Origin of the sequence: Cupriavidus oxalaticus (assembly GCF_016894385.1) — a bacterium.
Classification (GTDB): domain Bacteria; phylum Pseudomonadota; class Gammaproteobacteria; order Burkholderiales; family Burkholderiaceae; genus Cupriavidus; species Cupriavidus oxalaticus.
Window position 1 is genome coordinate 1,650,916 of the sequence record NZ_CP069812.1, and the last position, 24,705, is coordinate 1,675,620.

Annotated in this window: 22 protein-coding genes; 20 read left to right on the forward strand and 2 right to left on the reverse strand. The window is 64.6% G+C overall.

The genetic code is table 11. The features are described from left to right. Window positions 1–327 precede the first annotated feature (327 nt). Window positions 328–1,701 (forward strand): MmgE/PrpD family protein, encoded by a 1,374-nt coding sequence (locus JTE92_RS20015; RefSeq protein WP_169834817.1) that lies wholly within the window; start codon window positions 328–330, stop codon window positions 1,699–1,701. Window positions 1,702–1,758: 57 nt separating this feature from the next. On the opposite strand, the gene JTE92_RS20020 is transcribed toward JTE92_RS20015, so the two are convergent. Continuing rightward, window positions 1,759–2,679, reverse strand: a complete 921-nt coding sequence (locus JTE92_RS20020) for a LysR family transcriptional regulator (protein WP_063238968.1) — start codon at window positions 2,677–2,679, stop codon at window positions 1,759–1,761. Window positions 2,680–2,829: 150 nt separating this feature from the next. Between JTE92_RS20020 and JTE92_RS20025 the strand changes: the two genes are divergently transcribed. The 15 genes from JTE92_RS20025 (at window position 2,830) to JTE92_RS20095 (ending at window position 19,591) form a co-directional block, all read left to right on the forward strand. Next, entirely contained in the window at window positions 2,830–3,639 is an 810-nt protein-coding gene (locus tag JTE92_RS20025; RefSeq protein ID WP_063238967.1) for an N-acyl homoserine lactonase family protein, read from the forward strand. Window positions 3,640–3,683: 44 nt separating this feature from the next. Next, the gene (locus JTE92_RS20030) at window positions 3,684–5,084 is read left to right on the forward strand and encodes an MmgE/PrpD family protein (protein ID WP_169834816.1); all 1,401 of its coding nucleotides are present in this window, start codon (window positions 3,684–3,686) and stop codon (window positions 5,082–5,084) included. Window positions 5,085–5,150: 66 nt separating this feature from the next. Then, window positions 5,151–6,503 carry an MmgE/PrpD family protein gene (locus JTE92_RS20035; protein WP_063238965.1) on the forward strand — a complete coding sequence of 451 codons (1,353 nt, stop codon included), beginning with the start codon at window positions 5,151–5,153 and terminating at the stop codon, window positions 6,501–6,503. A 1-nt stretch (window position 6,504) separates the two neighbouring features. Beyond that, window positions 6,505–7,323, forward strand: coding sequence for an N-acyl homoserine lactonase family protein (locus JTE92_RS20040; RefSeq protein WP_063238964.1), 819 nt, complete (start codon window positions 6,505–6,507; stop codon window positions 7,321–7,323). A gap of 100 nt (window positions 7,324–7,423) precedes the next feature. Next, a complete protein-coding gene (locus tag JTE92_RS20045; RefSeq protein ID WP_169834815.1) occupies window positions 7,424–8,365 on the forward strand; it encodes a Bug family tripartite tricarboxylate transporter substrate binding protein in 942 nt (313 codons plus the stop codon). An 81-nt stretch (window positions 8,366–8,446) separates the two neighbouring features. Further along, window positions 8,447–10,456 (forward strand): oxidoreductase, encoded by a 2,010-nt coding sequence (locus JTE92_RS20050; RefSeq protein ID WP_084254578.1) that lies wholly within the window; start codon window positions 8,447–8,449, stop codon window positions 10,454–10,456. Window positions 10,457–10,491: 35 nt separating this feature from the next. Continuing rightward, window positions 10,492–11,448, forward strand: a complete 957-nt coding sequence (locus tag JTE92_RS20055) for a Bug family tripartite tricarboxylate transporter substrate binding protein (protein WP_169834814.1) — start codon at window positions 10,492–10,494, stop codon at window positions 11,446–11,448. Between the two features lie 56 nt (window positions 11,449–11,504). Then, window positions 11,505–12,377, forward strand: a complete 873-nt coding sequence (locus JTE92_RS20060) for an isocitrate lyase/PEP mutase family protein (RefSeq protein ID WP_063238960.1) — start codon at window positions 11,505–11,507, stop codon at window positions 12,375–12,377. Between the two features lie 19 nt (window positions 12,378–12,396). Next, the gene (locus tag JTE92_RS20065; protein ID WP_232353269.1) at window positions 12,397–13,209 is read left to right on the forward strand and encodes a 2,3-bisphosphoglycerate-dependent phosphoglycerate mutase; all 813 of its coding nucleotides are present in this window, start codon (window positions 12,397–12,399) and stop codon (window positions 13,207–13,209) included. A gap of 414 nt (window positions 13,210–13,623) precedes the next feature. Next, on the forward strand, window positions 13,624–14,427 hold the full coding sequence (gene wrbA, locus JTE92_RS20070) for an NAD(P)H:quinone oxidoreductase (RefSeq protein WP_147318563.1): 804 nt from the start codon (window positions 13,624–13,626) through the stop codon (window positions 14,425–14,427). Window positions 14,428–14,472: 45 nt separating this feature from the next. Beyond that, window positions 14,473–15,486, forward strand: a complete 1,014-nt coding sequence (locus tag JTE92_RS20075) for a TAXI family TRAP transporter solute-binding subunit (RefSeq protein WP_063238957.1) — start codon at window positions 14,473–14,475, stop codon at window positions 15,484–15,486. Window positions 15,487–15,605: 119 nt separating this feature from the next. Next, window positions 15,606–16,559, forward strand: coding sequence for a hypothetical protein (locus JTE92_RS20080; RefSeq protein WP_063238956.1), 954 nt, complete (start codon window positions 15,606–15,608; stop codon window positions 16,557–16,559). 108 nt (window positions 16,560–16,667) lie between these two features. Beyond that, window positions 16,668–17,387, forward strand: coding sequence for a dienelactone hydrolase family protein (locus tag JTE92_RS20085; RefSeq protein ID WP_169834813.1), 720 nt, complete (start codon window positions 16,668–16,670; stop codon window positions 17,385–17,387). 145 nt (window positions 17,388–17,532) lie between these two features. Continuing rightward, the gene (locus JTE92_RS20090; protein WP_063238954.1) at window positions 17,533–18,108 is read left to right on the forward strand and encodes a VOC family protein; all 576 of its coding nucleotides are present in this window, start codon (window positions 17,533–17,535) and stop codon (window positions 18,106–18,108) included. A 223-nt stretch (window positions 18,109–18,331) separates the two neighbouring features. Continuing rightward, the gene (locus tag JTE92_RS20095; RefSeq protein ID WP_063238953.1) at window positions 18,332–19,591 is read left to right on the forward strand and encodes an Nramp family divalent metal transporter; all 1,260 of its coding nucleotides are present in this window, start codon (window positions 18,332–18,334) and stop codon (window positions 19,589–19,591) included. A gap of 83 nt (window positions 19,592–19,674) precedes the next feature. Here JTE92_RS20095 and JTE92_RS20100 read toward each other — a convergent pair whose 3' ends face one another. Beyond that, entirely contained in the window at window positions 19,675–20,583 is a 909-nt protein-coding gene (locus JTE92_RS20100; protein WP_063238952.1) for a LysR family transcriptional regulator, read from the reverse strand. A 132-nt stretch (window positions 20,584–20,715) separates the two neighbouring features. Between JTE92_RS20100 and JTE92_RS20105 the strand changes: the two genes are divergently transcribed. From JTE92_RS20105 to JTE92_RS20120, 4 genes are all read left to right on the forward strand, one after another. Next, window positions 20,716–21,543, forward strand: coding sequence for a VOC family protein (locus tag JTE92_RS20105; RefSeq protein WP_063238951.1), 828 nt, complete (start codon window positions 20,716–20,718; stop codon window positions 21,541–21,543). Window positions 21,544–21,685: 142 nt separating this feature from the next. Continuing rightward, entirely contained in the window at window positions 21,686–22,051 is a 366-nt protein-coding gene (locus tag JTE92_RS20110; protein ID WP_169834812.1) for a nuclear transport factor 2 family protein, read from the forward strand. Between the two features lie 61 nt (window positions 22,052–22,112). Then, window positions 22,113–22,970 carry a fumarylacetoacetate hydrolase family protein gene (locus JTE92_RS20115; protein ID WP_063238949.1) on the forward strand — a complete coding sequence of 286 codons (858 nt, stop codon included), beginning with the start codon at window positions 22,113–22,115 and terminating at the stop codon, window positions 22,968–22,970. Continuing rightward, the gene (locus tag JTE92_RS20120; RefSeq protein WP_084254570.1) at window positions 22,967–24,691 is read left to right on the forward strand and encodes a bifunctional 3-(3-hydroxy-phenyl)propionate/3-hydroxycinnamic acid hydroxylase; all 1,725 of its coding nucleotides are present in this window, start codon (window positions 22,967–22,969) and stop codon (window positions 24,689–24,691) included. The genes JTE92_RS20115 and JTE92_RS20120 overlap by 4 nt, the downstream gene beginning before the upstream one ends. The last annotated feature ends 14 nt before the right edge of the window (window positions 24,692–24,705 follow it).

Below are 24,705 nucleotides of genomic sequence, written 5' to 3' on the forward strand. Positions count from 1 at the left end.
CAACCAGGCAAGTTCGGAAGCGGACTCGTAAACTCGTCCGGCAGCTGAATCGGACATCGACGACACTTCGTCCTCACAACGATCGGCGCGAATCTGGCAGTCGCGACGCCTCCCCGGTTGTTGAATGCGGTTCATTTCTGTTCTGACCTGCCTACCGTAGATGGGCTGCGACAGCACTCCTATCATCGTTCGTAGCCGCGTCCGCCCGCGAGAGGCGCCCGTGCGGCATTTCTGCAACGAGAAGGAGCAATAGGCGTGGACAATCTGGAGGCTTGGAGGCGGCAAGCACGTGAGCATCGCGGCATCACGCGGGAACTTGCGGCATTCGTGGCAGGACTGCGGCCGGGCGACGTGCCCAAAGGCACGCGTGCAGTGCTGGGCAAGGCGCTGGTCGACGCCCTGGGTTGCGGCCTTTACGGCCTGGCCACGCCCTGGGGCCGGATCATGGCTGGTTTCGCGCGCGAGCTGCAAGGCCCTGCGGAAGCCGCGCTGTGGGGCGGCGGGGTGCGGATCAGCGCCGTCAACAGTGTGCTGGCCGGCGGCACGGCCATCCACGGCTTCGATTTCGACGACCATAGCCGTGCCAAGATCCATCCGGGCGCGCTGGTGGTGCCCGTGGCGCTCGCATTGGCCGAGCGGCAGCGCTCTCGCGGCGAGGTCATCCTGGCCGCCATGGCAGCCGGCTACGAGACCATGAACCGCGTCAGCCAGGCGGCCAATCCTGGGCGCGCGCGCATGCGCGGCTGGCATCTGACCGGCACCACCGGTACGCTGGCCGCTGCGGCCACGGCCAGTGTCATGCTGGGGCTGGATGCCGACACCACGGCCAGCGCGCTGGGCCTGGCCGGTACGCAATCGGCCGGCACGTGGGCCTTCACTGCCGACGGCGGCATGAGCAAGCGCATGCATCCGGGCCGTTCGGCGCAGGCCGGCGTGATGGCCGCGCTGCTGGCCCAGCGGGGCTTTGCCGGACCGCACTACATTCTGGAGGCAGAGGACGGCGGCCTGCTGTTCGGCATGTCCGATACACCGCGTCCGGAAAAGCTGACCGAGGAGCTTGGCAGCCGCTGGCATGCCGACGAGACCTGCTTCAAGCCGCATGCCTGCTGCGGCAGCAACCATGCCTGCATCGATGCGGCGCTGGCGCTGATGCGCGAGCACGGCCTGCAGGTGGCCGACGTGACGCGCGTGGTGGCCGGCGTGGCCAGCGTGGTCGAGACGCAGACTGGCTTCGAGTACCGCGCCGATTCGGTGCTGAACGCTCAGATGAGCCTGCGCTACAACGTCGCTGTGGCCATGTACGACGGCCAGGCCTACCTTGAGCAGTTCACGCCCGAGCGCATCGTCGAGCCCGGCGTGGTGGCACTGGCGCGGCGCGTCGAGGTCGAGATCGATCCGCAGATCGATCGCGCGTATCCCGAGATCTACGGCGGCAAGGTCACGCTGGTGACGCGCGATGGCCGCACGCTGTCGAAGCAGGTGGACTACTCGCGCGGAATGCCCGAGAACCCCATGGGGCACGATGAGATCGAGCGCAAATTCCTGTCGCTGGCCTCCGCCGCAGTAGGCGCGGAGCACGCCCGGCGCGTGCTGGCCGCCGCCAACGCGCTGTTCGACAGCGCATCGGCCGAACCGCTGGCGCGGCTGATGATGCAGGCCGAGGTGCGCAGCGGCGCATCGGCGACAGCGCAGGCGGCCTGATGCCTGCGGAGGGGCAGGGCGCGGGGCACGGCGGCTGGCGGGGGCCCCGCGCGCCCTTCATTGCGGCGTGATCTTGTCCCAGTCCGGATCGCCGGGAATCAACTCTCGCAGGAAATTGACAAAGGTACGCACCTTCGGCGACAGGTTGCGGCTGGGCAGGTACACCACCGACACCTGCGGACCGATGCCCACATAGTCGGTCAGCACGCAGCGCAGGCGGCCGTCGCGGATTGCGTCGGCCGCGATGAAATTGCTGATCATGGCGATGCCCAGGCCCGAACAGGCGGCCTCCAGCAGCGACTCGGCGTTGTTGATGTTGAGCCGTCCCGACACGCTCTTGGGGTAGGCCTTGCCGTCCTTCACGAACTGCCAGTCGCGGTAGCGGCCGGTGTGCATCAGCACGTAGGCCAGGCAATGGTGCTGGTCCAGTTCCTCCGGCGTCTTTGGCGTGCCGTGGCGGGCCAGGTACTCGGGCGACGCGCAGGCGACGAAGCGCAGGTTGCACAGCTTGCGCGCGATCAGCCGGGCGTCGGCCAGCTCGCCGATGTGAACGGCGGCATCGATGCCCTCGTAAGCCAGGTCGACGCTACGGTCGCTCAGTTCGGCATCCAGCACCAGGTCGGGATTCTGCTGGATGAACCGGCTGAGCGCCGGCACGATGACACGCCGGCCGAAACCCACTGGCATATGCACCCGCAGTCGTCCGTGCGGGCTGGACGTGGCGCGATTCAGCGCATTCTCGGCGTCCTCGATCTGGGCCAGCACCTGAACGCAATGCTCGAAGAAGCTGGCGCCGTCGTTGGTCAGCCCGACCGAGCGGGTGGTCCGCTGTAGCAGCCGCACGTTCAGTTCCTGTTCCAGCCGCGTGATGGCCTTGCTGACCGCCGAGGAAGTCAGGCCGAGCCGCTTCGCCGCTTCGGTGAAGCTGCGGGTTTCCGCGACCCGCACGAATACGCGCAGGGCGTTGAGATTCTCCACCCCTTGTCTCCTGTCTTTTTATGAACCGCGTTCACTAGTATTGTGAATTTCGCGTGATTGATCGCTTCTTATACCGTAATTAGACTGGATGCATCAAGTCGAAACACCCAGGACCGCACACCAGATGCGGCTATGCAAGGAGACAAGGCGATGCATGCAGGCCGTTCCCTGCCGACCTACGAGGTCTACGCCATCCGCTATGCCACGCGCGGCGGCATGCGCCACAACCATTTTATCGGCGGCGATCCGCACGATGCCCCCATGCCCATGGACTACTACCTGTGGCTTGTACGCGGGCCCGACCGGGAGTTCGTGGTGGACACCGGTTTCGGCGCCGAGGTGGCGAAGCAGCGCGGCCGCACACTGCTGCGCACGCCGGCCGAAGGCCTGGCGCTGCTGGATGTGAACGTGGCACAGGTGCGCGACGTGATCATCACGCACCTGCACTACGACCATGTCGGCACCTTCGACACCTTCGCCAGTGCGCGCTTCCATCTGCAGGACGACGAGATGCAATACGCCACGGGGCGCCACATGCGCCACCGCCAGTTCAACCACGGCTACGAGGTGGAGGAGGTGGTGGGCATGGTGCGCATGGTCTACAAGGATCGTGTCGTCTTCCACAAGGGCGAGGCCGAACTCGCGCCAGGCTTGACCGTGCACCGCATCGGCGGGCACACACATGGTCTGCAGTGCGTGCGTGTGCACACCCGGCGCGGCTGGGTGGTGCTGGCCTCCGACACCAGCCACTTCTACGAGCACTTCGAGAAGAAACGCGCCTTCACCACCATGTTCCATCTGGGCGAGACCCTCGAGGGCTATGACACGCTGCGGCGCCTTGCCGACAGCGAGCGCCACATCGTGCCCGGCCACGACCCGCTGGTGATGCAGCGCTATCCGGCCGCCTCGGCCGAACTGGACGGCATCGTGGTTCGGCTGGACGCCGAGCCCGGTGCCTGATGCCGCGCCGCCCATCGATTCCATCGCAACCGAGAGAGACCCTTATGAGCAGTTCCAAGCCCCCGTTGTTGCCGGATGCCACCCGCGACCTCGCCCGTTTCGCGGCGCAACTGCGCTACGAGGACATCCCCGCCGACGTCGTCGCGCGCATGAAGACCAGCCTGCTGGATAGCCTGGGCTGTTGCCTGTACGGCGTGACGCTGCCGTGGACGCAGGCAGTGCAGGCCTTGGTCGAGGCCGAGCAGGCCGCGCCGTTCGCGTCGCTCTTCGGCAGCGGCCGCAAGACCTCGGTAGCCGGTGCCGTGCTGGTCAACGGCACGGCCGGCCATGCCTTCGAGCTGGACGACATCCACAAGGAATCCATCGTGCATCCGGGCTCGATCGCAGTGCCGGTGGCGCTGGCCTATGCCGAGCGCGATGGCAACTGGTCCGGGCGCGACCTGATCACTGCCATGGTGGCGGGCTATGAGATCGGCACCCGCGTCGGCAATGCGGCCACCATGAACCTGTTCTACCGCGGCTTTCACCCGCAAGGCACCTCTGGCGCGTTCGTGGCCGCGGCCTGCGCCGGGCGCAGCCTGTCACTGGACGGTGCGCGCATGCAGCACGCGCTGGGCATCGTGGGTTCGCAGGCCGGCGGGCTGATGGCCGCGCAAGAGGGCGCCATGGTCAAGCGCCTGCATTGCGGCCGGGCCGCGCAGAGCGGGGTGTATGCGGCCGAGCTGGCGCGGCGCGATTTCACTGGCATCACTGACGTGCTGGAAGCCAGCTATGGCGGCTATCTCAGCGCGTATTCCGACGCGCCCAACCCGGCGCGCCTGACCGACGGCCTGGGCACCGTGTGGGAGACCGGCAAGGTCGGCTACAAGCCCCACGCCAGCGTCACCAGCATCCATGCTGCGCTGGATGCGCTGGCCCACCTGATGCGCGAGCACGAGCTGCGGCCGGCCGACGTGGCCGCGCTGCAGGTCGGTGTCAGCCAGATGACCTACGTGCACTGCGCATGGGAATACAAGGCGCAGGGCGTGACCGCCGCGCAGATGAACCTGTACTACGGCCTGGCGGTGACCGCGCACGACGGCATGGCTTTCGTCGAGCAGTATCGCCAGGACCGATTGGCCGATCCGGCCCTGCTCGATTTCATCGGCCGCATCGAGGCGCGCGTCGATCCCGAGATCGAGGGCATGGGGCCTGCGTTCCGCCACGCCGCCGTCGTCACGGTGCGCACCCGCGACGGCCGCGAACTGACGCATCGCATCCTGAACCGGCGCGGCAGTCCAGAGAACCCGATCTCGGCGCAGGACGTGGAATACAAGTTCCGCAACGTGGTGAAGTCCTGCCTTCCCGCCGCCGACATCGACCGCCTGGTGCGGCTGTCGGACCAGGTGGACCGGCTGGACCAGCTGGACGAACTGATCGCCATCGTGGCCCGGCCGCGCGCCTGACCGGCCGCTGCGGACCGCCTTCGAACCCGTCTTCCCTTCATCTCTCCCAAGACAGACTCTCTTACCATGGCAAAGACTCTCGCTGAACGACTCGCCGCGCATTTCGCCGGATTTACCTACGACAAGCTGACCGACGACAACCGCAAGGCCGTCAAGCGGCTGCTGCTCGACTACCTGGGCGTGGCGGTGGCCGGCAGCCAGACCGGCAGCGGCAAGGTGGCGCGCCAGTACGCCGCCTCGATGGGCGGCCATGCGCAGGCCACGCTGATCGGCGATGGCGCGCGCGTGCCCGCCATGCAGGCGGCCTTCGCCAATGCCATTTCGTCGCACAGCGTGGAGCTGGACGACATCGACGTGCTGGCGCTGTTCCACTTCAGCCCGCCGGTGTATTCCGCCGCGTTGGCCACGGCGGAACAGGTCTCGGCCGGCGGCCGCGAACTGCTCGCAGCGCTGGCCGCAGGCTGCGAGATGATGGAGCGCCTGAGCAAGGCCGCCAATAATTCGCTGCGCAACCGCGGCTATCACACCACACCGACCTGCGGGGTGTTTGGCGCGGCCATCGCGGCATCGCAACTGCTCAGGCTGTCAGAAGAGCAGATCGTCTCGGCGCTGGGGCTGACCGGCGCGCAGGCCGGCGGCCTGATGGAAATGTACGGCCCCTCGATGCAGAAGCGCTTCAACCCGGGACCGGCCTCGCGCAGCGGTATCACGGCGGCGGCGATGGCGCAGCTTGGTTTCACCGGCGCAGCTACCATCTTTGACGGCGAGCGCGGTTTCCTGGCAGCCTTCACCGACGCCAACCAGCCCGGGCAGCTGGTGGCCGGGCTGGACCAACCCTATCAGCTGGACATCGAATTCAAGCCGTATTCGTGTGCGCGCCCGATCCACAACGCCATCGACTGCGCGCTGGAGATCCGCCGCAAGCACGCGCCAGACCTGGAGCGCGTCAAGCGCATCCAGATGGCGCGCCATCCCGACTGGGCGCTGTACCACCAGAACGCCCATCCAAGCACCTACCACGAGGCCCAGGTCAGCCTGCCGTACTCGGTGGCGGTGGCGTTGACCGACGGCCAGGCCCTGTTCGCGCAATACAACAATGCGCGCCTGAAGGAGCCGATGCTGGTACGCCTGTCCGAGATGGTCGAGATCAGCGTCGACGACAGCCTGCCGCGCGGCGTGTCGTGCCGCATGACGATGGAAATGGACGACGGCGCGCGGCACGTGTCGCAGGTCGACTACCCGAAGGGCTCGATCCAGAACCCGATGTCCGACGCCGAGCTGCGCGCCAAGTTCGACAGCCTGGCCGTGCCGGTGCTGGGCAAGGGCCGCGCCGCCGAGGCAGCCGCAATGGTCGAGAACATCGAGGAATGCCGCGACATCGGCGAGCTGATGCGCCTGCTGGCGCCTTCGGAGAAGTGACATGAACGGGGCCGAGCTGCCGCGCTATGAGGTCCTGGCCCTGAAGTACGCCACGCGCCCGGCCCGGCGCGCGGCCAACTTCCTGGGCGGCGACCCGCATGACGCGCCCATGCCGCTGGACTATTACATATGGGTAGTGCGGGATGCGCAGCGCCTGTACCTGATCGATACCGGCTTCGGGCAAGACATGGCCGACAAGCGCCATCGCACGCTGCTGCGCACGCCGGTGGAGGCCCTTGCGCTGGTCGGCGTCGCGCCGCAGGACGTGCGGGAGATCGTCATCACCCATCTGCACAACGATCACGTGGGCACGTTCGACGCCTGGCCGCAGGCGCGCTTTCACCTGCAGGACGCGGAGATGGCGTACGCCACCGGTCGCCACATGTGCTGCGGCACGCATAACCGCCCCTACGAGCCAGACCACGTGGCCGGCATGATCCGGCTGGTGTACCGCGACCGGGTGGTGTTCCACGACGGCGATGCCGAGATCGGTCCCGGCATCAGCGTGCATCGTATCGGTGGCCACACCGCTGGCATGCAGGCCGTGCGGGTGCATACTGCCCGCGGCTGGGTGGTACTGGCGTCCGATGCCAGCCATTTCTACGAGCACTTCGAGAAAGGGCGGTGTTTTCCTCTGGTCTTCCACGTGGGCGACGTGTTCCAGGGCTATGCCCGCCTGCAGGCCTTGGCGGACTCGCCCGAGCACATCGTACCCGGCCACGACCCGGAGGTGCTGTGCCGCTATCGGCCGGCATCGCCGGAACTCGCGGGCATTGCTGCCAGGCTGGACTTGCCGCCCGCGGCCGGCGCCCCGGGATGAGCCGCTCATGACCCGCTTCGCAACATAAAAAATGGAGACATCTATGTTCTGCAAACGACCGAAGCCATTCTGGCGTCGCACGCTTGGTACCGTGGCGGCAATGTTGCTCGCGACCTGGATCGCGCCGACCCAGGCGGCCGAACCGTATCCGTCCAAGCCGATACACCTGGTAGTGGGTTTTCCGCCCGGCGGCTCCAACGACATCGTTGCGCGCATCCTCGCCCCGAAGCTGGGCGAGCTGCTGGGCGTATCGGTGGTGGTAGACAACCGGCCCGGGGCCAATGCCACGATCGGCACGGAATACACGGTGCGCGCGGCGCCAGATGGCTACACCATTACGCTGGGTAGCGCCAGCCCGCTGGCGATCAGCCCGCACACCTATCCGAAGCTGCCCTACGATCCGCTGAAAGACCTGGCCGGCATCACGACGGTGGCCGCAACGCCCGAGCTGCTGGCGGTGAATCCCAACGTCCCGGCCAAGACCCTGCCCGAGCTTGTGGCGCTGTCCAAAAAGCGCGATGTCAGGCTGGCCTCGGCCGGCAACGGCGGCCTGCCGCACCTGGCGATCGAACTGCTCAAGTCCGAGTCCAACGGCCGCATCGTGCATGTGCCATACAAGGGCGCGGGGCCAGGCATGACCGACGCGGTGGGCGGCCATGTCGACGGCATCATCGTCGACCTGCCGGCGCTCTATACGCTGGTCAACGACGGCAAGCTTCGTCCCATCGCCGTCACCAATACTCACCGCGCGCAGGTGATGCCGGATGTGCCCACCTCGGGCGAGGGTGGCTTGCCGTCGGTGCTGGCGTTCAACTGGTTCGCCGTCATGGCCCCCGCCAGGACGCCCAAGCCCATCATCGACAAGCTGCACGCGGCGCTGGTCAAGACCGTGGATTCCCCGGATGTGAAGGCCAAGCTGGCGAAGCTGGGTATCGAGCCTTTTACGCAGCCGTCGCCCGAAGCCTTCACTGATTTCATGAAGTCGGAGTCGGTGCGCTGGGGCAAGGTTGCCAGGCAATCGGGGGCCATGGCAGACGACTGACCACGCCCGCGTCCATTCGCCACCGGCAGCCGTGCCTCGAAGCCCGGCGCCGTCCCACCCATCAATGAGGAGACCGCAGCGATGTTATTGGAACAGCCAGGCCGCATCGGCAGCCTGCCCCTGAAGAACCGTGTCGTGATGGCCCCGATGGGCACCAACTACAGCACGACCGACGGCTTCTCCACCGAGCGCGACAAGCGCTACTACGAGGAGCGCGCGCGCGGCGGCGTGGGCATGATCATGACGGAGGCCATGGTCGTCACCGAGCAGGCGCGCCCGCATCACAACTCGCTGTGCTGCTACCACGACCGGTTCATTCCCGGCCTGGCCAGCATCGTCGAGGCGATCAAGCGGCACGATTGCCGGGTGTTCGGCCAGCTGAACCACCGCGGCGCGCTACTGCGCCGCTCGGTGCTCAACATGGAGCCGGTCGGCCCTTCACCGTGGGTCAATCCGAATACCGGCGACACGGTACGCCCGCTCACGTCGGCGGAGATCGTCGAGATCCAGAAGCTGTTCGTGGCCAGCGCCCGCAGGTTGTGGCTGGCGGGCTACGATGGGGTGGAAATCCACGCCGCCAACGGCTACCTGTTCCAGCAGTTCTTCAGCCCGCGCGTCAACCGCCGCACCGATGCCTACGGCGGCACGCTCGAGAACCGCATGCGCTTCCTGCTGGAGACCATCGACCGCATGCGCGATGCTTTGCCGGAGCTATGCCTGGTGGTGCGCTTGAGCGCCAGCGAATTCGTCGAGGGTGGGTACAGCCGGGAGGACATCATCGCGCTGGCGCAGGCCGTGGAGCGCGAGGGCGCCGACGCCATCGACCTGTCCGGGGGCAGCAACGAGAGCCCTCAGCTTTCCAAGTTCTGTATCCAGCCGCCGTCGTTCCCGCGCGGCTGCCTGGCCGACCATGCGCGGCCCATCAAGCAGGCAGTGGGCATCCCGGTGTTCGTGGCAGGCCGCATGGTGCAGCCCGAGGACGCCGAGCGCGTGCTGGCCTCTGGCAGCGCCGACTTCGTCTCGATCGGCCGCGCGCTGTACGCCGATCCGCACTGGTGCCTGAAGGCCTTCGGCAAGGTGCGGGCACCCATCCGCCAATGCATCGCCTGCAACGTCTGCTTCGAGCGCCTGACGCAGGAGAAGGACGTGTCTTGCGTACAGAACCCGATGATAGGCACCGAGTTCGAAACGCTGGAACACGCCGAGCCGCAACTGTATCCGCCACCAACTGTGGGGCGCAGGCGCGTGCTGGTGCTGGGCGCGGGCGTGGCCGGCATCGAGGCGGCGCGCGTGCTGAAGGGCCGCGGCCACGATGTGGAAGTCTGGGAGCGGCAGGCGCGCGCGGGCGGCCAGGTGCCGCTCGCCGTGGCCTCGCCCGACAAGCTGGAGGTAGAGCCGGTGTGGAGCTACCGTTGGCAGACCCTGCAGGCGCTTGGCGTGCCGGTGCGCACCGGCATGCAGGCCGATGCCGCCCGCATCCGCGCCTACGCGCCCGATCACGTCATTGTCGCCACAGGCTCGCAGCCGGCCCGTCCACCGCTGGATCTGGACGGGCTGGACGCGAAGGTGCGGGTGCGCCACGCTTGGGAAGTGCTGGCTGACCTGGACGCCGCACGGCCGGGGCTGCACGTGACAATTGTGGGCGGCGGCATGGTGGGCGCGGAGACGGCCGATGCGCTGCGCGTTCGCGGTGTGGCCGTGACGGTGCTGGAGCTGCTGCCGTCCATCGCCGCCGGCATGGCGCGCAACAACCGCTACGAACTGGTCGAGCGGCTGGCCGCCGACGGGATCCGGTTGATGGCCAACTGCCGCATCTTCGGCGTGCATGGCCAGGAGCTGGAGATTCAGGTGGCCGATCAGCCCATGGAGCGCCTGCCCATCGGCGACTGGCTGGTGTTCGCCACCGGGCCGCGTCCGGTACTGGATGCGGTGGCGGCGGTGGAGCAGAGCGGGGTGCCGTATACCCGCGTGGGCGATTGCAGCGCGCCCGGTGACTTCCTGGCGGCCATCCGTGATGCGTGGATGACCGCGCTGGCGTTGGACGCTGTGCCCCTGAGCGGCACCGGTGCCGCACGCCACATTCCAGCATGACCCATAAAGGCGAGGTGACAGTGATGAAAACATCGATGGGAAGGACTCTGTTGGCGGGCCTGTTCCTTGCGGCCGCGACGGGCGCAGCACTGGCGCAGGACTACCCCAAACGGCCCATTCGCGTGGTCGTGGCCTTTCCGGCCGGCGGCAGCGCCGACATCGTGGCGCGCATCGTCACGCAGAAAGTCTCGGAAATGTCGGGCTACAACTTCGTGGTGGAGAACCGGCCGGGTGCCGGTGGCAATCTGGCCTTCGGCAACGTGGCCACCTCGGAAGCCGATGGCTACACCTTGCTGTTCAGCACGCCGGGCATCGCCATCAACCCCAGCCTGTATCGCAAGGTGGAGTACAAGCTGGAGGATTTCAAATCCATCGCCGTGGTGGGCGAGGCGCCGCTGGTTCTGCTGGCGCGGCCGTCGTTGGGTATTTCCTCGGTATCGGAGCTGGTGCAGGCCGGCAAGGGCCAGCCCGACGCGATCCGCTTCGCCAGCTCCGGCAATGGCAGCTCGTCGCACCTGGCGGCCGAGGTGCTGCGCTCGATGACGGGCATGCAGTACCTGCACGTGCCGTACAAAGGCGGCTCGGCTGCCATGACCGATGTGGTGGGCCAGCGGCTGGACATCACGATGCAGCCGATTTCCGAAAGCCTGCCGTTCATCCGTAGCGGTGGCCTGCGCGCGCTGGGCCAGACGGGCGGCGTGCGCTCTCCCATTGCACCGGACATCCCGACGTTGGCGGAGGCCGGCGTCAAAGGCTATTCGGTGACCACCTGGTACATGCTGCTGGGACCGGCAAGGCTGCCCGACGACATCGTGACCGCACTGGCCGGCAAGTTTGACCAGGCGCTACGCCAACCCGAGCTGCGCGAGAAGCTGCAGAGCGTGGGCGTCAGCATCATCAACTCTGGGCCGAAACAGGCGAGCACGTTCCTCAGGAGCGAGGCCGACAAGTGGGCGCAAGCCATCAAGGCTTCGGGTACGCGAATCGAATAACCGCGGCGGCCGCCACGCGGGTGGCGAGACGCCGCATTCATTAAAGGGAACAGGCAATGAGCAAGTCGACGAAACAAGTCCTGCGCGAGCGGGTAGCGCAGCGCAACGGCATGCTGGTGGCGGGTGCATTCAACGCGATGAGTGCCAGGGTCGTGGCGGACCAGGGCTTCGAGGCGGTCTACCTGACCGGCGCGGGCCTGACCAACATGCACTACGGGGCGCCGGACCTCGGCATCATCGGCCTGCGCGACGTGGCCAACGCCACCTCGCGCATCCGCGATGCCGTCGAGCTGCCGTTGATCGTCGATGCGGACACCGGCTTCGGCAATGCGGTTAACGTCTGGCATAGCGTGCGCGTGCTGGAGCGTGCCGGAGCCGACGCAATCCAGCTGGAAGACCAGATATTCCCGAAGCGATGCGGCCACTTCGCCGGCAAGAACGTGGCGCCGCTGCCAGAAATGCTGTCGAAGATCAAAGCTGCGGCCGATGCGCGCCGCGATCCGGATTTCCTCATCATCGGCCGCACCGACGCGCGTGCGGTGGAGGGCTTTGACGCCGCCATCGAGCGCGCGCAGCGTTTTGCCGAGGCTGGTGCCGATATCCTGTTCGTCGAAGCCATCGTCGACGAGGACGAAGTGAGAAAGGTCCCGCAGCGGTTGCCACAGCCGCTGCTGATCAATATCGTGGTGGGCGGCAAGACGCCGGCCGTGCCGGCCGCCGAGTTGGGCCGCCAGGGCTACAGTCTGGTGCTGTATGCCAACGCCGCGCTGCAGGGCGCAGTGCTCGGCATGCAACGTGCGCTGGGCACCCTGATGCGGGACGGAAAGCTGGACGAGGATCCGGCGCTGCTGGCCCCGTTCCGGGAGCGCCAGCGGCTGGTCGGCAAGCCGCTGTACGATGAGCTGGAGCAACGCTACCAAGACAAGTGACACACATGGCTAAGGCGGCATGCTGGCTCCGCGCACGCGAGCCGAACTTGACGTTCTGGAAGTGCGAGGCGCAGCCGCTGCCGAGGCGGACCAGCAAATAGACGAGGTCGGCATGGCAGATTGTGGAACGCTCGTGGTTTTGCGTCACGCCCAGTCGGAATGGAATCGCACGAACCGCTTCACCGGCTGGATGGACATAGCGCTGTCGGCACACGGCGTCGCGCAGGCGAAGCACATCGGCGATCAGATCCATGCCCTGTCGTTGCCGTTCGATCTGGCTGTCACGTCGGCGCTGCGCCGGGCAGGGCATACGCTGGATCTGATCCTCGATCGATGCGGCGCGCCGCGGCGGCCCGTGGTGCGGTCGTGGCGCTTGAACGACCGACATTACGGCGCGCTGACCGGCATGGACAAGGACGAAGCCGCGAGCCACTACGGCGCGGCCCAGGTGCGCGCATGGCGGCGCGGCTTTGACGAGGCCCCGCCGCCGCTCGATGTCGCGCGGCAGCAGGCCATCGTCGCGCAGTTCTCCGATGCGAGGCTACCGCACCCCGCCGCGTTGCCGTGCACCGAAAGCCTGCGTGATACGCTCTTGCGCGTGCTTGCCCTCTGGGAAGATACGGTGACGCCAGCGTTGCGCGGTGGGGAGTCCGTGCTGATGGTGGCGCACGGCAACGCGCTGCGTGCATTGTTCAAGCATCTCGACGGCATCGACGACAGGCGGATCGCCTCGCTCGAAGTCGCACACGCGGAACCGCTCGTGCTCCGCTTCGACGATACGCTGCGCATCGTCTCGCGCACGGGGATCGGCTCGCTGAGCGCACCTTGGTGACAGCCAGCGCAGAATCCTCGCAGCATGCAGGCTACTTCAGCCTGCGCTGCTACCACTATCCTTTGCCGCCGATGCGGAATTTCTTTCCCTTCCGCCACGGACTGACCTGACCTCGCGGGTTCAAGTCCGTCATAGGGGACGGGCTGCCATCGCGCAACGCGATGGCAACATCACCAATCCCTGCTTTACGGACGGCGCTGCATCTTTCAACCTCAAGCGTTGTCACCCACTTCCCGTTCCCGTTTCTCGCGGCGCGGCTGCGCCAGGCATATGCAGGGCCAGGTGAGTGAGTGCCATATCGTCGGCGAACGTTAGTCATTCGATTTCGAGAATAAAACGAATACGGCATATGAAATGGCGGAAATGACGTGAATTCATTACCTTGAAGACCATTCCGGCAGCACAAATATTTCATTGCAAGAGAATATGGCGGCGGCTTTTCGATTCCATGCGACTGAATGCACCCGTGCGGAACCGGAAATCCATTCACGTCGCTATGTCTTGTTTTATTTCAGCCTGCATTATTCATTGAGACAAACCTTGAACGAAAGGCTTGCACAAACGGCACTTGATGATGTTGAAGATGGTTCCGCCATCCGCGTGCTGGTCGTTTTTCACTCATGGTCCGGAAATACGCTGTCGCTTGCCCAGGCGGTCGCAGGGGGTGCAAGGTGTGAATCCGGCGCGACCGTCAGCATCCGCCGGGTCGCCGAGATACGGAATGAACACGAGCTGCTGTCGGACCGGCGATTCGGCCAGCAGTTTGCCGCGGCATGCGCATATCCGGTCGTGACCGCGGATGAAGTGCTGGACGCTGACGTCGTCATCCTTGGCTGCCCGACGCGCATGGGGACGCTCTCCGCGGAGATGAAGCGCTTCATCGACGGATTGGGGCCGATATGGAGCGACGGGGCCCTGGCCAACAAGGTTGGCGCAGCCTTTACCACGGCGTCGACGCCGCACGGCGGCCAGGAAATGACGCTGTTGTCGCTGGTGGTGGCGATGAGCCATCTCGGCATGATCGTGGCCTGCCCGGGCTACACCGCCGGCATCTTCGAAATCGCGGGATCTCCCTACGGAGCAAGCTCGACGTCGAAGGTCGACGGCATTCGCACCCGGCCACGACCCGCGGATCTTGCAGCGGCCGCCGCGCTCGGGGAGCGATCGGCTTGCGTGGGGAGGTGGGTACGCCGCGGGCGGCAGATGGAAAGACTTTAACCGAAGGTTCGATACCCGATTCCGATTCCATCCAAGGAGGTCAATTTGCTTATTCTCGACGACACTTACCCGGTTGAATTCAAGCTGCTCATGCCGGGTTTCAACTGGCTTCGCCTGGGCGCGGTGGTCGCGCACGCGCTCAATGGCTACCACAGCCCGCTGCCGGCTGGCTCTTCCATTTCCGTACATACGCGCCATGCCGGGCGCATGTGCTTCGAAGGTCCGGAACTGGTCCATCGGGGCGTCTATCACGTCGGCGTGTCGTCGCCGCCGTGGCTCGTCGGGATGCTGGCCCAGAACCGCCTCCAGACAGGGCATCCACTCGATCTGGTGGCACTCGCGGTACTGCCGCACAAGGACGTGTCGACGATGATGGTGAGGCGGGACCTCGGCATCAGGCGCGTCGAAGACATCCTTGAGCGCAAGATCCCCCTGCGTGTCGGCATCGCTCCGCGCGGCTTCGATCATCCGGGCGGCTGGATCATCGACAAGGTGCTCGAAGAATACGGCTTTAGCCTGTCAGACATCGAATCGTGGGGCGGGAAGGTGATCGATTCCGATCGGGCACCGATCGAAGCGCTGGCGGTGCACGTCAAGGAAAAGAGCCGTGTCCAGAAGATCCGCGACGGCGAACTCGACGCGATCTTCGACGAGGCCATCATGACCAAGCCGTGGAAGGACATTACCGACACCGTTGACATGCAGTTCCTCTCCGTCGACGGTCCCGTGCTTGACCGTCTCGCAGCCAAATATGGCGCAAAGCGGGCCGTGCTTCCGAAGGGCGCCATGCGTGGCATCGAAGAGGACGTCGCCTGCGTGGACTTCAGCGGCTGGTGCCTCTACTGCCGCCGCGACCTGCCCGAGCGCTATGCCTATCTCGTGACCCAGGCGATTGTCCAGCATGCCTCGGAAGTCGAGGGCATGTACGAGGAGGGACAGTTCAGCCCGCTGACCTCGCGGATCAGCGCCCAGGTGCTCTGCGCCGACGACTCGATGACTTACCACCCTGGCGCCGTCCGCTTCTACGAGGAGCATGGTGCCGTGATCGGCGGCCAGTGAGCGCTCCGGCTGTTGCCCTGGAAGGAGACATCCGGGGCATCAGCGGAAAGACGTCGCGGGCCTGCCATCTGGCCCCATAACAAGAATTCGATCAAGACACACACCGGAGGATCGACGTGATGCGTAGAAGGAGCTTTCTATACGGCGGACTCGGCGCCGGGCTGACATCGCTGGCTTGCCAGGGCCGCGCGCTGGCTCAGATGATGGGTACCGATTCCGACCCGGCGGCCCTTGGCTACAAGAAGCTTGGCACTGTGCTTTCAACGCCAGAAGGCCGGCTGATATCGATGGATTCGCTGCTGTTCATGGACGACGACCGCATCACGACCAATGATGTCGTCGTTGCGGGTTCCTACTGTGGCGCGGCGACGCTGCCGCATGCCACGCGCAAAGGGGTCAAGGCCGTCATCGCCCACGATGCGGGTATCGGAAAAGACGAGGCGGGTGTGAGCGCCCTGGCCGCCGGCGATGAGCACGGCATGCCGGTGGTGGCCGTGGCAGGCATGAGCGCGTCCATCTCCAATGGCAATTCCATGGCCCTGGGAACGATCTCCCGTGCCAATCGGCTCGCGCGCGAATTAGGGGTGAAGCCGGGGCAGAGTATCACGGAAGCCGGTGCGCTGCTGCTCAAGGCGCCCGCCGGAAAGCCCAATGCATTGGCGATTCCGTTCGACAAGAAGGTCTACGAGATGGACCGCGTGGGCGAGGGAAGGATCTTCGCATCATCGGCGCTGACCAACCTGCCACCCGGGCAGGACTACTCGAAAGATGTCATCGCTTGGGGGGCACACTCGGGCGCGGTTGTCGAGGACCTGATGGCGAAGTGGAGGGTAAAGGGCTGGATCGGCAACGACGCCGGCATGGCGAAAAACAACACCGGCATAGGTGGCTTGCCTCCCAGCAATGCGTTGGGAATTGCAGCGGCGGCGGTTTCCACCATGTCGGCCCGCATCGGCGACGGCATGAGCACCTATAGCGAGGGTGTCATTTCAGCGGTCAACGACGTGGCGTCCGCGAAGGGGGTAAGGGTCGGCATGAAGACGCCGGAAGCCCTGCGCCTGATGATTCGTTAGTGAGGTAGTGGGCAGAAACGCCATCGCATCCATGGCATCTGCCGCCGCGCCGCAATGGCGGACGGCCATGCCACTCCTGAACACCAGAGGAACGTTGAGGACTTGTTCATGCATGCCGAAGAGATCGACTATTCGCACGGCGGGCGAAAGCGGGGCGGATATTTCGCCTGCAACGACGCCATCGCGGGAAAGCGGCCGGGGGTCCTGGTCATTCATGACCTGTGGGGGCTCGGCGAGCAACCGAAGGAGCGTGCGCGGAAGCTCGCCGAGCTGGGCTATGTGGCGCTGGCCGTCGACCTGTATGGCGACCGCAGGCAGCCGACGGCCCTGTCGGAGGCGCTACCGCTGGTTGACGAACTCCGATCGGACAACGGCAGGTTCCGCGGCCTGCTGAGAGCCGGTCTTGACACGCTTCGCCGGCATCCACTGGTCGATGGGTCGAGGCTGGCAGCGATTGGATTCTGCCTCGGCGGGATCGCCGTTCTCGAGCTGGCGCGAGACGGCACGGACCTGCGCGGTGTCGTCTGCTTTCACGGCAATCTCGACACGCCGGCGCCGGCGCAAGCGGGCCAGGTCAAGGCAGGTGTTCTTGTTTGCACGGGAGGCGACGACCCCCTCATACCCGGCGCGCAGATCTCCGCATTCCAGGACGAGATGAAGAATGCGGGAGTCGACTGGCAGGTCAATGTCTACGGCGGGGCCGAGCACAGCTTCACCAACGTCTTTGCCGACCGCGCCGGAATCCCGGGGGTCCGATACCACAGGAACGCCGACTTGCGCTCGTGGGAAGCGATGCGCCAGTTCCTGGCCGAGAGCTTTGGCGACTGACTGACTGACCCGAACAGACGCGCTTCGATTCGCTTTTTTAAATAGTCTGATTACAAATCGTGAAATAGCAAAAAGACATCCAGCTGATTATCGTTGACCCCATCCTCAGGAAGAGGAAGGACTTTAACCGAAGGAGAGAGACAAGATGTCGAAACAAGAAGCAACGCTGGAGAACGTGTACAGCCCGATCGGGCATCGGGATGTCCGCAAGGACAATGCATTCGGACTGAACCGCATCGACCATTTCGCATTGCCCACGCGCAATATCGCGCTGATGGAGCGCTTTATCCGTGAACTGCTGGGCGGCGAGCCGTACTACTACGCCGGGTTCGACGAGGTGGACCGCAAGATGGGCCGCTCGCACCATATCTTTATCCGTGTCGGCGACGTGCTGATGCAGTGCACCGAGACCGACGATGGCTCGATGATCATCCGCAAGGACGATCCGAACATCGCGCCGCACATCGCGTTCAAGGTGTCGGCGGACGATCTGACCCGCAACTTCGAGCGGCTCAGCGAGGTGATTCCCGTGGCAGGCCCCTTCCGGCACCGCGGCGTGGACGTGGTTTCGTTCTATTTCATGAGTCCCGAGGGGCACAAGCTTGAGATCTGCACGTGGGAGCCTTACCCGGAGGAGAAGGCGCGCATGATGGGCGCGCCCGACGTGGGCATCATGAAATGGGCGGACCTCGTGCACGACTGGCCGAACCAGCCTGAATAACAGCCTGCCTCGAAATCGTACGGAAAGGCTTTGCCTGGTGCCAGCTATCCCCGCGCCGGCGGGGACGGCTGGCACCAGGCGCACCACCTGATGCAATAAACAGGATTCCACAAAGGAAATCGCTGTAACACGCTGTGCGCTTCATTCAAGGACATGCATCCAGGGGGGAGGAATGGATAAAAGTGGCACCAACAGAGTCGCCGGGGCGGCAGGCGGCGAGCCGATGTTCCGGATGCGCGCCCGCTCCGGCGCGCCCCAGCACCAACTGTCCCGGGCACTGCCATTCTTTGGCCCGGCAGTTGTGGTATCGGTCGCATACATGGATCCGGGGAATTTCGCAACCAATATCCAGGCGGGCGCCCGCTATGGGTATTCGCTGCTGTGGATCGTCCTGCTGGCCAATGTGATCGCCATGCTATTCCAATCGCTGTCGGCAAAGCTGGGGATTGTCACTGGCCGCAACCTCGCGGAGCTGTGCCGCGACCATTTGCCGAAGCCGCTGGTCTACCTGATATGGGTCGTCAGCGAAGTTGCCGCCATGGCCACGGACCTGGCAGAACTCCTGGGAGGCGCGATCGGGTTGAGCCTGCTCTTCAATCTGCCGCTTCTTGCCGGCATGGCCATCACGGCGATCGTGACCTATGCAATCCTGCTCTTCGAGCGAAGCGGATATCGGCCGCTGGAGATAGTCATCGGCGCGCTGGTCGGCATCATCGGCCTGTCCTATATCGCCGAACTGTTCATCGTTCCCATTGAATGGGCAGGTGTTGCGGTGCACCTCTTCAAGCCGGAACTGCCGGATGCGCAAGCCGTGACCATTGCCGTGGGTATTATCGGCGCTACGGTCATGCCCCATGCGCTCTTCCTGCATTCCGCGCTCACGCAAGGCCGCGTCAGCGTCAACACGGAATCCGAGCGTGCGAAGCTGGTGGGCTCCTCAAACTACGAAGTTGTAGTTGCCCTGACCGCGGCGGGGGTGATCAATATGGCGATGGTGATCATGGCGGCCGGTGCCTTTCACGCTGGCCATCCCGACGTTGCCAGCATTGAAACGGCATACCACACCCTTGCACCCGTTCTCGGCATTGCTGCGGCGGGAGTCTTCCTGTTGTCGCTGATCGCCTCGGGAATATCCAGCTCGGTGGTGGGGACGATGGCCGGGCAGATCATCATGCAGGGCTTCGTCGGGTTTCGAATTCCGGTCTGGCTACGCCGGGCGATCACGATGATCCCGAGCTTCATCGTGGTGGCGCTCGGCGTGAATGCGACAGAGGCGCTCGTCACGAGCCAGGTGATACTCAGTCTTGCACTGCCGTTCCCGATGATCGCACTGGTCTGGTTCACGTCCCGCGCGGACATCATGGGCCGATACCGGAACCGGCCGCTGGTGGTGGGCATCGCGACCTTTTCGGCGCTGGGCGTCCTGCTCATGAACGCCATCCTGCTGCTTCAAACCTTTGGTGTAAGCGTTCCGGGCCTGTAAGGCCTGCGGATGAGACTGGCCTGATCGAGCCAGGCCCAGGACAGGCGCGCGGCTGCCTTGCACGGCAGTCCGCGCTCTTTCCTTCAGGACCTGTTCATCTCGAGAATGCTCTTGCGCAGCCAGGCATGTGCCACGTCATGCTGCGACCGCGGATGCCAATGTTGCGAAATGCTGAACGTCGGCGTGCAAATGGGTACCGGGGCGGTTGTCAGGGGATGGTTCCGCAGCAGCACGGCAGCCAGCCGCTCGGGAACCGTTGCGATCAGGTCGGTTGCAGCCAGCATCTCCGGTATTCCGAAATAGCTTGGTGTTACCACCGCCGTCTCCACAGCGATGCGTGCATCGCGGAAAGCGCGCCTCAGCAGGGCGAGGGAGCTGCCATTTCCGTCGACCAGGATGTGTTGTGAGGCGGCGTAGGCCGAGGTCGCAATGGCCGCGCCCGCGAGTGGATGGTCGGTGCGCAGCAGGCAGACGAACTTGTCTTTGAACAGCACCTGCCGATACAGCCCGCGCTTGCTCTGGCCCATATAGCCGATGGCCAGGTCAATGTCGCCGTGCTCGATGCGTTCCGGTGTTTCAAGGTCCAGGGGCCGGATATCAAGCGTCAGATGCGGCGCTTGCCGGCGCAGGTACTCAACGATTCCCGGCAACGTCACCAAGGTGCCCGCGTCCGCCAACGCGACGCGAAACTTCCGTGAAGCGTCTTGCGGTGAGAACTCCGGCACTGTCTCCCCCGACTGGTCGATGAGGCGAACAGCCTCGAGCAGGGGACGCGACAACTCGATCGCGCGCACCGTGGGTTGCATCGTCTGGCCGCTGCGGACGAACAGTGGGTCCCGATAGTGCTGGCGCAGTTTCCCAAGCGCGATGCTGATGCGCGGCTGCGTCGTGTCGAGTGTCTCCGCGGTGCGCGAAACGCTACGCTGGCGAAACAATTCCAGAAAAATCTTCAGATGCTGCAGATCGACAGCGGTTCGCTGAGATTCAGTCATATTCGGTTCCGGGAATAGCGAAATTACCAACCATGGCATAGAAGAAATCATACTGATTCAGTATCGTCCAATCAATCCGCTGCACGACAAATACGCGCGAATTTCATGCTTCAGGAAACGGGAGATGTAAAGATGAGAAATCTGCAGGCAAGCCTCGACCACCTGTCGATCGGCAGTCCCGATCCCGGGTCGTTGGCATCGTTCTATGCGAATGCGCTTCACCTCTCGGTCGCGGCGAGAGAGGGCGGTGCGTTCGAATGCACCGGACGCGAGCGCCGCGTACTGATCGTTCCCGGCGCGAAGGGAACGCTGAACTTCGTCGCGCTCAATCTGCCATCGCGGCAGGCGCTGCGAGAGTTTCGGGCCCGGCTTGCGGAGGAAGGCGTGGCGATCGAAACGGCCCCGCCGAGCCTGTTCGGAGGGGAGGCCTTTTCCATTGTCGACCCGGATGGAAACCGGCTCGTTTTCGGCCATGCCACACGTGAGGATACCGGCGACGGCATGAAGGCCAGGCTCCAGCATTTCGCCATCGGGACGACCGATATCGATCGTGCGCTTGCGTTCTACCAGCAAGTGGTGGGATTGCGAACGAGCGATGTGGTTTGCTCCGACGATGGCCGCGTGCGGACCGCATTCCTACGCGCCGGGGACGAGCATCACATCATCGCGGTGTTCCTGGCGCCGAAGAAATCCTTTGACCATCACTGCTACGAGGCAGGCGACTGGGCGCTGATCCGAGACTGGGCAGATCACTTTGGGACGCTGGACATTCCGCTGGACTGGGGGCCCGGACGCCATGGCCCGGGTAACAACCTCTTCATCATGATCCGCGATCCGGACCGCAACTGGCTGGAGATCTCGGCGGAGCTGGAAGTGGTTCCGGATTTCAAGCCAGCCGGAAAATGGGAGCATTGCCAGAAAACCGGAAATTTCTGGGGCGTTGCGTATCTCAGAAGTTGAAGAAAGGTCCGGAAAATTACCTGATTTATTCCACTATTGTCATTCAATAAATTGACAAAAAAATATGAAAAATATGTTAGGAGAAACACAAACGATCGACGTCAGGACACGTCTGGCATGCGAACACACCGTGGTGAGCTTCATGGCCCACTTCGATCAACGCGAGTTCGATGCCATGGAGGCATACCTGGATCCGGATGGCACGTGGCTTCGCGCGGATGGCGCAGTCGACGGCATCGCGGGCCTTCGTGAGCTGGCCAAGGCAATGCCTGCCGACATCCGCGTGCGGCACGTGTTGTCCAACTTTCGCATGACCCGGCGGGACGCTTCCCATGTCACGGTCCGCAGCTACGTGACGGTGTACCGGGAGCAGTCCAACTGCGATACATCGCCGGCCTGCTTCAGTGCCCCGCATCTGGTGGGACGGTATACGGACGAGCTCGTCTTGACGGATGGCGCCTGGAGAATCACGCACAAGTCGGTCATCAGGGATTTCGTCAGGGATTAGGCGCTTCACCAAGAGTAACGATTGTGCGACAGCTTCCTTGCAGGAAGCACGAGGAGACGATATGCGCCTGGCCAATGTCAGCGTGGGTGGCGTCGCCCGGTACGGGGCGATCACGGAAGATGGGTTCATAGACCTCGGTCTGTTCTTTGGTGGCCGTTGCCAGTGCCTGGCGGACATCCTGACGGAGGATCTGCTTGCAGAAGCGCGCGCAGCGCAGAAGGAGGCCGCGGCATCGGCAACTCCCCTGGATGCGATCCGGTACTTGCCCGCGCTGCCCGGCAAGGCATCCAGGGTCATCGCCATAGGATGGGCGTACGGCGAGCATCAACGCGAGGTCGGACGCGAGCCGTCACCCTTTCCGTCGATCTTTCCCAAATTCCAGGAGTCGTTTGTCGGGCACGGCGAAACGCTTGCCGCGCCCCACATATCGGACATGTATGACTTCGAGGGCGAAGTCGCACTGGTCATCGGCAAGGGCGGGCGCGATATTCCGGCGGCGCGGGGCTGCGAGCATATCGCCGGCTATACGATCGTCATGGACGGATCGGTTCGCGATTGGCAGCAGCACAGTGTACCGGCCGGCAAGAACTTCGAGAAAAGCAGTGCCATCGGACCCTGGATCACGACCGCCGATGAAATCGAGCGGCCGGGCGACATGAGGCTTTCTACGCGGCTGAATGGGCAGTTGATGCAGCAGGCCGACTTCCGGGAGATGGTGTGGGATCCGGGCTATCTCGTGCACTACCTGTCCACGATTTTCGCGCTGCGGCCCGGCGACATTGTTTCGACTGGCACGCCTGCCGGTGTCGGGCACAAGCGTCGGCCCCAAGTCTTCATGAAGGCGGGAGACGTCATAGAGGTAGGCGTTGAAGGGCTTGGCACGTTGCGCAACCCGATTGAAAGGAGTGCCGCGGCATGAGTTCACCAGCCTCTCGGGCGGCAGCATCTCAGCCCGGAAACGCGCCGCACTATGCGGTGGTAATCGTCGGAGCCGGCCCCACCGGACTGACGTTGGCGAATCTGCTGGGCACCTATGGAGTCCGGACGCTGCTGGTGGAGCGCGGCTCGGACGTTGTCGATGAGCCGCGCGCGGTCAGCATTGACGATGAAAGCCTGCGCACGCTGCAGGCTGCGGGCGTGGTCGAATCGGTACTGGAGCAGGTAGTCAGGGGCTACGGCACGTGGTACTACTCCTGGCGCGGAAAGGAGTTCGCGCGGGTCGAGCCGAACGCCAGCGAGTACGGCTTTCCGAAGCGGAACGCCTTCCGCCAGCAGGTCCTCGTCGCGCAACTACGGGACAACCTGAAGCGGTTCGAGCACGTAGCATTAAAGTTCGACCACGAATCGGTTGCCTTCACTGACTACGGCGACGGCGTTCGGTTGCAACTGTCGCATGCAGGCGAGATCAAGCAGGTTCGGTGCGATTGGCTGGTGGCTTGTGATGGCGGGCGAAGCGGCATCCGCGAACAGCTCGGCATCGTCCTTGCCGGCAAGACCTACGGCAAACGGTGGCTCATCGTCGACCTGACCGGACGGACCTCGCCGTTCCGTCATACCAGGACCTTCTGCGACCCTGCAAGGCCGGCGATCCGGTTGCCGGGGCCGCATGGCACGCTGCGCTACGAGTTCATGCTGCACGACCATGAAAGTGCGGAGGATGTGCTGGATGAAGCGCGGATCCGTCAGTGGATCCGCGCTCGGGACCCGGCGGACGCTGCCCTGCCGATCGCTAGAAAGGTCGTCTACACGTTTCACGCGCGCGTCGCCGAGCGCTGGAGAACTGGGCGCGTATTCCTGGCCGGCGATGCGGCGCACCTGACGCCGCCCTTTGCCGGACAGGGCATGAACAGCGGCGTGCGCGATGCTGCAAACCTTTCGTGGAAGCTCGCCGCGGTCGTGCATGGGCGCCTGGGCGAGCCGTTGCTCGACAGCTACGAGGAAGAGCGTCGCCCGCATGCGTGGGCGCTGATCCGCATGGCCATGCGCATCGGCAGGTTCATGCAGCCGACATCCGTGGCCAGTGCAATCCTGATGCAGGCAACGCTGAGGCTCGTCAGCACCTACCGTCCCGTGCGTGACTACATCCTGCATCTGCGATTCAAGCCGAAGCCGCGCTTCCTGAGCGGATTCTTCTCAGCGGGAAACGCAAGACGCGCCTCCGCTCCGGGTGGTCAGCTCCTGCCTCAGCCATGGGTCGAGCTCTATCACGGCGAACGCATTCGACTCGACGAGGTGCTCGGGTCCGGGTTCGCCATGCTGATGCTGCCGGGCGCGAGCTTGACCGGGTTCGGCCAGCTCTTCGAGCGTACCGGTGTGCCATATCGGCGGGTGAGGATCGTTCCCAGGATCGACGACTTCATCGAGCCACCCGAGCCGGGCTGCAATGATGCCGTCATCCGCGACGATGCCGGGATCCTGGAGGACATCATGCGCAGTGCCGGCGCGGACGTGATGTTCGTCCGCCCGGATCGCTATGTATTGGGCTATGCGAAGGAGGGCGACCCTGCGAGCATCGCCGCCCTGGCCCAACTATTCGCGCGCCTTGCCTGCGCCACAGGGCAAACGAGGTCCGCTGTTTCCCAGGAAGCGGCTGGAACAGTTGTGCCGGCTGATGAGGAAATGGCCGAGAAGATCGATTGAGTGATCTGAGGGAG

Bases quoted from the DNA above. Each gene is read 5' to 3' on its own strand.
- JTE92_RS20025 (WP_063238967.1), top strand. From the start codon at position 2,830: ATGCATGCAGGCCGTTCCCTGCCGACCTACGAGGTCTACGCCATCCGC.
- JTE92_RS20030 (WP_169834816.1), top strand. From the start codon at position 3,684: ATGAGCAGTTCCAAGCCCCCGTTGTTGCCGGATGCCACCCGCGACCTC.
- JTE92_RS20035 (WP_063238965.1), top strand. From the start codon at position 5,151: ATGGCAAAGACTCTCGCTGAACGACTCGCCGCGCATTTCGCCGGATTT.
- JTE92_RS20040 (WP_063238964.1), top strand. From the start codon at position 6,505: ATGAACGGGGCCGAGCTGCCGCGCTATGAGGTCCTGGCCCTGAAGTAC.
- JTE92_RS20045 (WP_169834815.1), top strand. From the start codon at position 7,424: ATGTTGCTCGCGACCTGGATCGCGCCGACCCAGGCGGCCGAACCGTAT.
- JTE92_RS20050 (WP_084254578.1), top strand. From the start codon at position 8,447: ATGTTATTGGAACAGCCAGGCCGCATCGGCAGCCTGCCCCTGAAGAAC.
- JTE92_RS20055 (WP_169834814.1), top strand. From the start codon at position 10,492: ATGGGAAGGACTCTGTTGGCGGGCCTGTTCCTTGCGGCCGCGACGGGC.
- JTE92_RS20060 (WP_063238960.1), top strand. From the start codon at position 11,505: ATGAGCAAGTCGACGAAACAAGTCCTGCGCGAGCGGGTAGCGCAGCGC.
- JTE92_RS20065 (WP_232353269.1), top strand. From the start codon at position 12,397: ATGCTGGCTCCGCGCACGCGAGCCGAACTTGACGTTCTGGAAGTGCGA.
- JTE92_RS20080 (WP_063238956.1), top strand. From the start codon at position 15,606: ATGCGTAGAAGGAGCTTTCTATACGGCGGACTCGGCGCCGGGCTGACA.
- JTE92_RS20085 (WP_169834813.1), top strand. From the start codon at position 16,668: ATGCATGCCGAAGAGATCGACTATTCGCACGGCGGGCGAAAGCGGGGC.
- JTE92_RS20090 (WP_063238954.1), top strand. From the start codon at position 17,533: ATGTCGAAACAAGAAGCAACGCTGGAGAACGTGTACAGCCCGATCGGG.
- JTE92_RS20095 (WP_063238953.1), top strand. From the start codon at position 18,332: ATGTTCCGGATGCGCGCCCGCTCCGGCGCGCCCCAGCACCAACTGTCC.
- JTE92_RS20100 (WP_063238952.1), bottom strand. From the start codon at position 20,583: ATGACTGAATCTCAGCGAACCGCTGTCGATCTGCAGCATCTGAAGATT.
- JTE92_RS20105 (WP_063238951.1), top strand. From the start codon at position 20,716: ATGAGAAATCTGCAGGCAAGCCTCGACCACCTGTCGATCGGCAGTCCC.
- JTE92_RS20110 (WP_169834812.1), top strand. From the start codon at position 21,686: ATGGCCCACTTCGATCAACGCGAGTTCGATGCCATGGAGGCATACCTG.
- JTE92_RS20115 (WP_063238949.1), top strand. From the start codon at position 22,113: ATGCGCCTGGCCAATGTCAGCGTGGGTGGCGTCGCCCGGTACGGGGCG.
- JTE92_RS20120 (WP_084254570.1), top strand. From the start codon at position 22,967: ATGAGTTCACCAGCCTCTCGGGCGGCAGCATCTCAGCCCGGAAACGCG.